General features: G+C 72.6%; 1 protein-coding gene. It reads left to right on the plus strand.

Translation table 11 applies throughout. The annotated features are described in order from the left end of the window. Positions 1-318: chorismate synthase (locus OFY01_RS20585; RefSeq protein ID WP_266602029.1), on the plus strand; the 318-nt coding region annotated here is incomplete at both ends.

Below are 318 nucleotides of genomic sequence, written 5' to 3' on the forward strand. Positions count from 1 at the left end.
GAGTGGCCGAAGTGGGAACAGGTCATGGCCGCCGACCCGGTCGATCCGGAGGTCCTTGAGGACCTGGCACGCAACGCGCCGCTGACCCGGCCGCGGCCCGGTCACGCGGATCTGGCGGGTATGCAGAAGTACGGCTTCGAGGAGGCGCGTCCGATCCTGGAGCGGGCGTCCGCGCGGGAGACGGCGGCGCGGGTCGCGCTGGGCGCCATCGCGCGGTCGTACCTGAGGGAGACGGCCGGCGTCGAGATCGTCTCGCATGTGGTGGAGCTGGCGGCGGCGAAGGCTCCGTACGGCGTCTACCCGACCCCCGCCGATGTC

This window comes from Streptomyces beihaiensis, assembly GCF_026274175.1.
Classification (GTDB): Bacteria; Actinomycetota; Actinomycetes; order Streptomycetales; family Streptomycetaceae; genus Streptomyces; species Streptomyces beihaiensis.